The organism is Mucilaginibacter sp., assembly GCF_039935595.1.
Lineage (GTDB): Bacteria > Bacteroidota > Bacteroidia > Sphingobacteriales > Sphingobacteriaceae > Mucilaginibacter.
This window is the reverse complement of record NZ_JBDTJZ010000075.1, coordinates 1-9,736: the sequence shown is the minus strand read 5'-3', so window position 1 is coordinate 9,736 and position 9,736 is coordinate 1. Positions and strand designations below refer to the sequence as shown.

General features: G+C 41.2%; 10 protein-coding genes. 2 read left to right on the top strand and 8 right to left on the bottom strand.

What is annotated here, in order from left to right:
* The 6 genes from ABI367_RS04680 to ABI367_RS04655 form a co-directional block, all read right to left on the bottom strand.
* On the bottom strand, positions 1-920 hold a 920-nt coding region (locus ABI367_RS04680; protein WP_462228040.1), incomplete at its 3' end, for a putative oxidoreductase C-terminal domain-containing protein.
* A gap of 93 nt (positions 921-1,013) precedes the next feature.
* Positions 1,014-1,277 carry a hypothetical protein gene (locus tag ABI367_RS04675; protein ID WP_462228039.1) on the bottom strand — a complete coding sequence of 88 codons (264 nt, stop codon included), beginning with the start codon at positions 1,275-1,277 and terminating at the stop codon, positions 1,014-1,016.
* Positions 1,278-1,330: 53 nt separating this feature from the next.
* A complete protein-coding gene (locus ABI367_RS04670) occupies positions 1,331-2,011 on the bottom strand; it encodes a pseudouridine synthase (protein ID WP_462228038.1) in 681 nt (226 codons plus the stop codon).
* Positions 2,012-2,485, bottom strand: coding sequence for a pyrophosphohydrolase domain-containing protein (locus ABI367_RS04665; protein WP_462228037.1), 474 nt, complete (start codon positions 2,483-2,485; stop codon positions 2,012-2,014).
* A gap of 124 nt (positions 2,486-2,609) precedes the next feature.
* The gene (locus tag ABI367_RS04660) at positions 2,610-3,107 is read right to left on the bottom strand and encodes a DUF421 domain-containing protein (protein WP_462228036.1); all 498 of its coding nucleotides are present in this window, start codon (positions 3,105-3,107) and stop codon (positions 2,610-2,612) included.
* A 42-nt stretch (positions 3,108-3,149) separates the two neighbouring features.
* Entirely contained in the window at positions 3,150-5,315 is a 2,166-nt protein-coding gene (locus ABI367_RS04655) for a glycoside hydrolase family 3 C-terminal domain-containing protein (RefSeq protein WP_462228035.1), read from the bottom strand.
* A 70-nt stretch (positions 5,316-5,385) separates the two neighbouring features.
* Between ABI367_RS04655 and ABI367_RS04650 the strand changes: the two genes are divergently transcribed.
* On the top strand, positions 5,386-6,045 hold the full coding sequence (locus tag ABI367_RS04650; protein WP_462228034.1) for a 4'-phosphopantetheinyl transferase family protein: 660 nt from the start codon (positions 5,386-5,388) through the stop codon (positions 6,043-6,045).
* Positions 6,046-6,442: 397 nt separating this feature from the next.
* The gene (locus tag ABI367_RS04645) at positions 6,443-7,024 is read left to right on the top strand and encodes a hypothetical protein (RefSeq protein WP_462228033.1); all 582 of its coding nucleotides are present in this window, start codon (positions 6,443-6,445) and stop codon (positions 7,022-7,024) included.
* A gap of 116 nt (positions 7,025-7,140) precedes the next feature.
* Here the strand turns inward: ABI367_RS04645 and ABI367_RS04640 are convergent, their stop codons facing one another.
* Together ABI367_RS04640 and ABI367_RS04635 are read right to left on the bottom strand one after the other, a co-directional pair.
* A complete protein-coding gene (locus ABI367_RS04640; protein WP_462228032.1) occupies positions 7,141-7,929 on the bottom strand; it encodes a DUF3823 domain-containing protein in 789 nt (262 codons plus the stop codon).
* Between the two features lie 21 nt (positions 7,930-7,950).
* On the bottom strand, positions 7,951-9,736 hold a 1,786-nt coding region (locus ABI367_RS04635; protein ID WP_462228031.1), incomplete at its 5' end, for a RagB/SusD family nutrient uptake outer membrane protein.

Below are 9,736 nucleotides of genomic sequence, written 5' to 3'. Positions count from 1 at the left end.
GACCCATTTGCGTAAACTTTTAATATGCTATCCTTAACTACATTTTTTTTAAGGTAGGCCGGAAAACCGGGCATTTTGGTAATAGCACTAAATTGACTCAATGTTACCTCAGCGGGCCATCTTTTAGCATCATTAAACTGAATATCTCTTTTATAATTAACAATTTTATCAGGAAAACAAAGCCATTGTGCCAGGTCAACCAGATGTACGCCTACATCCTGCAGGCCCTCACCTTCCTGGTTAACATCAAAAAACCAGGCCGGGCGTGTAAGCACACTGCCCGATACATATTTGTAAAAATAATGTATGCTTTCCATTTCAACAGCGGGGTTTGCAGGCGTGCCTTTTTTTAATGTACCAAATACTTGGGGTAGCATGGCAAATTCGCGCTGCAGGGTGTTGGTTATTTCATAACGCTCGGTCATAATATCATATAAAACCAGCTTCTTTTTAGCGGCATCGACAAAAGCGGCTTTAAGCATTTCAAAATGGGCCTTATCAATGGCCATTGGCTTATCGCCCAACACATTAAACCCGGCATCAATTGACCGTTTGATGTATTCGGTTTTTTTTTGATTGTTGCCGGCCATAACTACCACATTACCTTTCTTTTCGGCTATCATTTTATCAAAAAAATCATTACCCAGATAAACTTCCTCTTTCCAGCGTGTGGGGTCGTCCTTACGCTCATTATAGGCATTAATTTTATCCAGGTGCTGTTGTACATCATCGCCTTTTGGCGCATAAACATGTACAGTAGCATCAATGTCAGGAAGCATGGTTTTTTGCACCAGCGCGGCATGAAAATGGCCGGGATCTAAAGTTATCAGCTTTACTGCATCCCTTTTTGTTTGTCCAATTACAGATCCTGTTAAAATTGACGCGCATATAACCGCACTGCCAAATACATTGATTTTCATAAATTTATGTTAAACCTGTGTCTATTAAGAATTAGGCTATTATAGATTAGCAGTAAAGGTAAAATTAGAAACTATTATCTGCAACAGGCATTTCTATTGAGCAGGTTGGCTTTTGTTTTGAATATAGCCGGCTATCATGGCAGCTTCCTCATGGGTTAAGTTGCCCATTCCTGTATATTCCCATTGTTTCATATTATCATCAAATACGATATTGCCCAAGTCAGTACCGTCTTCCTGTAAAGCAAAAACACCTTTTGCGTAAAATCCACTGCCCGGGGTAGCGTGTTTATGGGTAGTAATGGTTATTGAACGTTTGCCATCCCCGGTATTCAGGGTATAATTAAGTTCATTTTTCATGCTATCACTACAATAATAAACCTGGTTTGTTTAATTTTTTTGTAGTGATAGCTTTATCCCCAATTCATTAACTGCATTACACGCTTAAATTCATCCTGCATGGGCGCATCTATAATAATGTTTTGCGCTGTTACCGGATGCCTGAAATTTAACTGCGAAGCGTGCAGCAGCATGGTACTCATCTCCCACCTTTCCGTGAATAATTTATTCTGTTTATTACAGCCATGTGTCCTATCACCAATTATGGGATGAAAAATGTGACTCATGTGTTTACGTATTTGGTGCATACGCCCGGTTTGCGGTACTACCTCCACCAGCGAATACCTTGATGTTTGATGACTGCCGAAAGGCACCGGCAGCTCGGCGAGTTGTAAGGTAGTATAGGCGGTAAACGCATCCTGCAACGTGCCGTTCTCTTTTCTCAGCGGGTAATCAATTTCCCCGCTATCCGGAGTATAACCACGAACAATGGTCAGGTACTTTTTCCCAACTTCATTATCCATAAATTGCCGTTGCATGGCAATTTCTACATCTTTAGTAAAAGCAAAAAGCAATACGCCGCCAGTTTTTCGGTCAATACGATGAACAGGGTTTACTTTCACCCCTATCTGATCCCGCAGAAGTTGCAAAGCATATTCCGCTGCATCAGCGGCAATAGCAGACCTGTGTACCAGCAACCCATGCGGTTTATTTATGGCGATAAGGTGATCATCGCGAAAAAGGATTTCAAGCATCTATGATCCGGCCAGCATCCCTTTAATATCAGCCGGCGAATAGTTAATTGATTTTAATGTTTTATCATCCGGCGTACGGTACACCAAAAACAAACCGTCAACCTCTTTATAATACGATTCAGAGCCCTTGCTGCGGTAATGCTCAATAGTCGCGTTAGCTTCTTCAACAGTTTTGCAGGCTTTGCTCATGTTTGAGCGGTGTACCTCATCAAACAGGTCCTTAAACTTCTCGCCCAAACCAAATTCCAGTATAGCGCCCGATAGTACATATTGAATATCGCATAATGCATCCGCTATCTCTATCATATCATTATCATCAACAGCTTGTTGCAATTCCTTAAGTTCCTCGGCTAAAAGTGCAATACGCAGTTCGCAGCGCTCCCTGCTTGGGATTGTTGGCGCGGGTAGTATAGGGTGTTTAAAAGTGGTATGAAATTCGGCTACCTGATTAAGCGAGTTGGTGTCTTTGATCATGATCTATAAGGGTTACTATTTATACCGCTAAGTTATAAAATAGCAGAGGCTTGTCAAGTATGGTTGATAACTTGGTTTCTGCGATTATCACGCCTATTATAAATATCAATCAGAAAAGCAAGGTCTATAAATGATCCGCTTTCCTGGTCGCACTAATTTCGCCGTTGCGTTCCATGTAAACCTTATCTATTTTGGTGATATCTTCGGTTAGTGCCGCTTTTCGAATGCCAGGCATTATATCTTCCCGACTCACTAGCGCGCGCACTAAATTTTTTTCAATAAACTGTCCGTTTTCAAAAAGCAATATTTTTTCGCCTTGTATTATTCGACTAAACCGAGGGCTTTTTACAACTTGCCAGGCGAAGAAGCGATGAAGCGATACGATAACAAAACAAGCCACAATAACCGACACAAAATCTGAAGCACCTACAATAGCACGACTTAGCACCGCCCCAAGCGATATGGTGATAATATTATCTAACGGCATGTGTAACCCAAATGAGCGTCTGCCAGATATTCTTATCAATATCAATGCTATAACAAAAACCACAACCCCCCGGCTACTCATTTGCAGTGCGTTTAGATCTCGCCCTTGGCCAAATATTTCGTTAAACATATCCATGTTATTTTTAGTTAAGTGATCATTGGTAACAATTACGTATTATTATTTAACAGTTATTTCGGCCTCTCCCCTAATATCCCTTGATGATGACCCGACAAGCAATTTATACTTTCCCGGTTCAACTACCCATTTTTTATCTGCTTCATCGTAGTAAGCCAGGTCATTTATATTAAGGTTTAAGGTAACAGTAATTTCTTTACCTGCAGGTACGGCTACTTTTTTAAATGCTTTTAGTTCCTTATCCGCACGTTCAACTTTTGATACTTGTTTGGTTACATATAACTGCACTACCTCTTTACCGGTAAATTTGCCTGTGTTTTTAAGCTTTAGGGTGGCTATAACCTTGTCACCCGGCTTATAAATGGCTTTGTTGGCATGCAACGCAGCATATTTAAAATTAGTGTAGGATAAGCCGTAACCAAAAGGATACATCGGTTCTATTTTTTTAGTATCAAACCAGCGATAGCCTACCAGTATGCCTTCTTTATATTCAGCTTTATGGTTCTCGCCGGGATAAGTTTTTAGCGCATGTGCAGGCGAGTCATCCAACTTAACCGGAAAAGTAAACGGCATTTTTCCAGATGGATTTATTTTCCCGGTTAGCACATCAGCTAAAGCATTACCATTTTCAGACCCATTGTACCATGACCATACAATAGTGTTATTATTTTGCTTGATCTTACCCAAATCATACGGCGCACCGCCTACCACCACTACAATTGTGTTGGGGTTAGCTGCTGTTACGGCATCAACCAGTTCCTGCTCGCCAAATGGCAATTCAAGTGTTTTACGGTCGGCACTTTCAGTTTCATACTCGCGGTTACCTCCAATAAAAACGATGGCTGCATCGCTGCTTTTAGCTGCGTCAACGGCTTGTTGTATCAAACCGGCATTGGGTTTATTCGCTGCTTCCTTGCGGGCAGCAGGATAATTATTTTTATAATCTGCCTTATAGCCTTGAGCAAATTTCAGATCGATCTTATTGCCTATGTGATTTTTTAAACCTTGCAATGCGGTAACCTCATACTTTGCTTTAACACCTGCACCAAATCCACCTAAATGGAAAGTTTGCGTCGCGTTATCGCCTATTATGGCAATGCTTTTATATTTAGAGGTATTTAAGGGCAGCATATTAGCGCTGTTTTTAAGCAATACAATAGCCTCGGATGCTACATCATAAACTGTTTTACTATGCTCGGGCGTGTTGAGTTTCCCTGCCGGCGGATTAGCACTTAGCGAAGTATGGTACATTACCCAAAGTATGCGGCTCACCTTATCATCAATGGTGCTTTCGGTAACTTTACCCGCCTTTACAGCCGCCAATAACGGGTCGGCAAAATAATTGGTATTGTATGGCTGGCGCGATCCCATCTCGATATCCAAACCATAATTGGCAGCATTAATAGTATTATGCGTACCGCCCCAGTCGGACATAACCAACCCTTTAAACTTCCACTCGCCTTTAAGGATGGTGTTGAGCATATAATTGTTTTCTGACATGTACTCGCCGCGTACTTTATTATAGGCAGACATCAGTACCCAGGCATTCCCTTCTTCCACCGCGGCTTTAAAGGCAGGCAGATATATTTCGCGTAAGGCACGTTCGCTTAAATCAACACTCACGCCGTTGCGGTCAACCTCTTGATTGTTTACTGCGTAGTGTTTTATACACGCTGCCACGTTTTGGCTTTGTATTCCTTTTACGGTGGCTACGGCTAACTGCGCGTTCAAAAATGGGTCTTCCGAATAATATTCATAGGTACGGCCATTTAACGGCGTACGGGTAATATTAAAGGCCGGTGCAAGCATAATGTCCTTTTTTCGTGCACGTGCCTCCTCGCCCATGGCTATGCCGAAACGGTTGGCCAATGCTGGATTCCAGGTAGCGGCCAGCGCCGATCCATTAGGAAAAAAAGTTGCCGAATCGGTGGTTAATCCTGCCGATGCCCAGTTGGGTTTTACATCCTCACGTACGCCCAGCGGACCATCGTCACTGTTAAGGTCGGGTATACCCAACCGCGCCACACCTGCCGATGTAAATATGCCGTTGGCATGCAGCATACCTATTTTTTCTTCCAGCGTCATTTGCGCCAATTTCTCTTTTATTTTTCCTGAGATTTGGGCCTCGGTAAAACTTTGGGCAAACAAGCTTGCAGCACTAAATACCACAGCAGTAGCCAATATTAGCTTTTTAACAGTTAGGTTCATTATAATTGGGTTATTCAGTTGCAAAATAATTAATTGCAGGCACAAATACTATATTTGATTATATACCGCCATGTTAATGTTCAATACCGGCTTTTCATCCAACGTATTTTCCCAATATTTTACTAATGAATTGATTGGGCCGGAACAACTTACAGATAATGAAAAACTATTAACTACAAATTTTTCGCCCAAGCGATTAAAAGATTTCAGTACCGGGCGTTATTGTGCGCGCAGGGCATTGGCTACTATAGGATATAAGCCCTCAGCTATCCTCATAGGGCAAAATAATGAACCACTTTGGCCCCATGGTGCTGTTGGTTCTATAAGCCATTCAGGCCAGTTTACCGGGGCAGTTGTTGGTTTAGGTTCGCATTTTAAATGCATCGGAATTGATATTGAAACTACCGGTAAAATAAACGCTGACATGTGGGATATGCTATATACCCCAGCAGAACAAGACTTTTTAAACTCTTATACCGGCGAAGAACTGGCTTTTTATACTACCCTGCTGTTTAGTTTTAAAGAGAGCTTTTATAAAATGCAGTACCCGCTTACCCATACTTTTTTAGAGTTTACCGATGTAGAAGTAAATTTGCAAGACGATGGATTTAAGCTGATAGTTATTAAGGAGATTGATGAAAAAAATAGCTTACCACAACATTTTCCTATGTATTACCTGCAAGAAAAAAATCAGGTAATAACGCTCTGTTATTTAGCAAATAACCATTAAAGGTCAATAACTCTTCTTTTTATATAATCAATATATTAGCGTATTGATTTTTTAAAAACATTATTACGTAGATACGTTTATATATAAGTTTGGTAACCTTATTATTGGCAGGCTATGTATTGTTGAACATTTGGTTTATATATACGGCAAGCACCGGGGCCTAAGTTGATGGTAATACCTCGGCACTTTTTGGCGTCAAAATTCCACCTTCAAAACTAACGGCTTCCCGGTCTTTTACAAAAAATACGATTTTTTATAATCTTCTGTGCCACGCGGGTCGGGTGTTTGCAAATGACCATCATCATACCCTGCGCTGACCAACATCATATTTTTAGTGAATAGTTTACCTGAGATTTGTTTTAATAATACGACGATCTTTTTATTTAATTATTAAAATATGAAAACAAACGGTAAACTGCAAAAAGACGTAATTGATAAACGTTATAATTCGTTATTAACATTGAGGGACATGCAACAATTACCATTAGCTATTATACTGGTAATCCTCTTAATCGGCACAACTTTACGGGCATCTGCACAAATTATGTTACCTGAGGTAAGTATTGTTGCGTCGACCTATAAATACCTAAACGCCGCCGATAATAAGGAAATGGCGCAGCCGGTAAGGATGTTGGAGTTCAATGCGGCTACCTACGATATAAAAAAGTCAGAATTTTATAATGAGGATTATGAGGGCTACTACGTTTCGTTTTATATACCCGACGGTGAGATCCTGGCAGAATATAATAAAAACGGCAAGCTACTGCGCACGGTGGAGAAATTTAAGAACACCACATTACCTGCTGAAGTGAAGAACACCGTGAGCCAGGTTTTCCCGGGCTGGCATATCTCAGAGGATGTTTACAAAGTTTATTACTATGATCAAAAGGGTAAGGCAGACAAAATTTTTAAACTTCAGTTAGAAGATGGTAGTAAGCGAATAAAAGTAAAACTCAATGAAAACGGGGTATTTCTTTAGCCATATCACACAAAAAAATTAAGGCATCCATACCAATGGGCTAAAAATAGAAACCCCCGCAGCTTAGCTTTTAAGCCTGCGGGGGTTTTCTAATAAAGATTATTAAAGTAGTATGTTTACTGCAGTGGTATCACATCTGAATATAACGCATCAGTTATTCCAGTAGTTTTAACAGCTACACTAGCCCAGATATGACCACCCGGACCTTGAGCTACCAGTGCTGACTTTTCGGCAGTGGTAAGGGTACTCAAATCTAATTTAACAGTAACAGCGCCACCAGAACCAGCAGCAGCAGGAACTATTATACCCCCGGCATTTGTACCAGCATTAAAGGTACGTATAGCACTAAAAGCAGCAGCATCAGCAAAATTAGTTGGACTAACAGCTATCTGTACGTATTGTAAGGTTCTTGCCGCATTTGTAGAAACTTTAGCAACGTTAAACGTAGCTGTAAAAACGTTACCAACAAACGTGGTTGTCAGGTTAGTCATCCACCAATATGGTACCACCTGGATATCAAATTGTGTATCCCCTTTAATGGTAAGCGGCATGCCGGTAAAGTCCTCAAATGGCATTTTAGACGTTAGTGTTCTTACCGTGTAGGTACCATCAAACATTTTACCGGTAAAGCTACCATCATGCTTGGCATAAACTTGTATCTCTCCAACACTATATCTTTGCTGAGCCCCCGTTATTTGGGTTAAAGCCAAGGCATGACCCGTTCCATTTGCAGAGTTAATATCAGGTGAGGTTTGCAATAATCCAACAGGTTGGCCGTTGTAAAGGAAATGTCCTGTTAATGTTGATGTGGGGTATGACAGATTATCTTTACCGCACGATTGCACAAGCACACTTGCTGCAGCCAGCAACATTATTAAAAGTGTTATTTTATTTATCTTTTTCATAATATACTTTTTATGATCTATTTATTGACCTGGATTTTTTTCCCAGTTTGGATTGTTAGTTAACCAGGAAGTACTCATATCTGAATAATATTCTGATCTCGTAAATAAAAACGGAATAAATCTCCTTCTGTAAGCGATTTTCCTATCAAATATATATTTACCGTTATTACCGCCAGGGTTGCCCGGAATATTTACAACGTAAGCATATAATTGCGTTGCAAATGCCGTACCGTGTGAGTTAGCTGCACCGTCCCAATATTGATCTGACCGTCTCCATCTGTTCATATCCCAAAGGCGGTGATCTTCAAATGCAAATTCAACGCGACATTCATTTACTACCTCATCAAATGTTAAACTACCAGCAGGAATATCTCCAAGTAAAGCGCGTCTTCTTAAAACGTTAATAAAAGTGGCACCATCTTGCCCTATAGCAGGACTTAATAAAGCGGCTTCACCACATATCGTATACGCTTCTGCCAAACGGAAACGTACCACCCACATATCGCTATAGTTTGGTCCCAGGCCTGAACCTGTTTTTTCGTCAAGCCATTTGCGGGGGATAAAACCTGTTTTGTTTATAGTGGTACTGCTATTCTCAGCCGGTCCGTTTATACTGGTAATTGAAGGAGTAGTTGTCCCTTTTGCCGGAGGGCTAACAACACTAACCTTAGGACTACCATCTGTATTATAATTACCGGTCCACTCACCCGCCCGTAAATCTATCGGGACACCTTTGAATAAAGCATTTGGCCATATAACTGTTGCCCATAAACGGATATCCTTTTGCATAAATGGATTATTAGTTGGATCTGACAAGTCATACATAATCATTGTACCACCAACATCATTGGCACCGGTTCTGGTTTTTATACCCTGAGCTCCTACTCCAACTGCTGCTCTATTCTCAAACGCTTCAACCAGGTTAGCTGTTGCACCCAATGCATTACCTGTAGATCCATCTGCTACGGTTAAAGGGCCTACAAGGTTAGTCCATTGGGTATTTATGCCGGGGATATTACGGTCCGCTGTCCATATTACTTCGGTATTACCGGCTTTTATATTAATCGCATTGCTAAATGCTTGTTGTGCTCCAGTAACATCAGTAGGGCCGCTACCTTTCATTAATGAGTAAACATTAGCATCAATAACTTCTTTAGCAGCGGTGTAAGCCGCCAGGTAAAAAGTATCAGCTTTAGCTGCAGGGATACCATGAGTAACAGTGCCAAATTTATCCGTTTTGTTTAGAAGCGGGTCGCCAGGAGTATTCCATTTAGCAATTGAAGCCGCGGTTAAGGCAGCACGCGCTTTAAGCATTTTACATGCCCATTTATTAGCCAAAGCACCGTTAACATTTTGAGCAGCAGGAATAGTTCCGTTAGCGCTGCCAGGGTTAGTCAACTTTGTAGCAGCAAGGTCGCACTGAGTCAGGATGTATCGATAACAGTCAATTTCTGAGTTGCGTGGCAATTGAAGTGGTACTACATCATCGCTGCCCACGTATGAAAATACCTTATCACCTACAATAGTCATACCACCCAAAGTTTTTACCATGTGGAAAAAGGTCCAGGCACGTAAAAATAAAGCTTGTCCTTCAAAGTTGGCATTTTCAACCGGAGTCATCGCTTTTTGTGAAGCAGCAGACCGTATGCCTGCTAAAAATATGTTTATCCTGCGTATCAGGCCATAATCAAAGGCAGTGTACCTGGTTTTGTTGAAGGTAACAGCAGAGGTACCCTGCGCGCCCTGGTTATTGATCCCCTCATCAGGATCCTGTTGAAAACTATTCCAATCATTGTTACTTGCGCCC

Coding starts and splice junctions, on each gene's coding strand:
- ABI367_RS04675 (WP_462228039.1), bottom strand. CDS start 1,277: ATGAAAAATGAACTTAATTATACCCTGAATACCGGGGATGGCAAACGT.
- ABI367_RS04670 (WP_462228038.1), bottom strand. CDS start 2,011: ATGCTTGAAATCCTTTTTCGCGATGATCACCTTATCGCCATAAATAAA.
- ABI367_RS04665 (WP_462228037.1), bottom strand. CDS start 2,485: ATGATCAAAGACACCAACTCGCTTAATCAGGTAGCCGAATTTCATACC.
- ABI367_RS04660 (WP_462228036.1), bottom strand. CDS start 3,107: ATGGATATGTTTAACGAAATATTTGGCCAAGGGCGAGATCTAAACGCA.
- ABI367_RS04655 (WP_462228035.1), bottom strand. CDS start 5,315: ATGAACCTAACTGTTAAAAAGCTAATATTGGCTACTGCTGTGGTATTT.
- ABI367_RS04650 (WP_462228034.1), top strand. CDS start 5,386: ATGTTAATGTTCAATACCGGCTTTTCATCCAACGTATTTTCCCAATAT.
- ABI367_RS04645 (WP_462228033.1), top strand. CDS start 6,443: ATGAAAACAAACGGTAAACTGCAAAAAGACGTAATTGATAAACGTTAT.
- ABI367_RS04640 (WP_462228032.1), bottom strand. CDS start 7,929: ATGAAAAAGATAAATAAAATAACACTTTTAATAATGTTGCTGGCTGCA.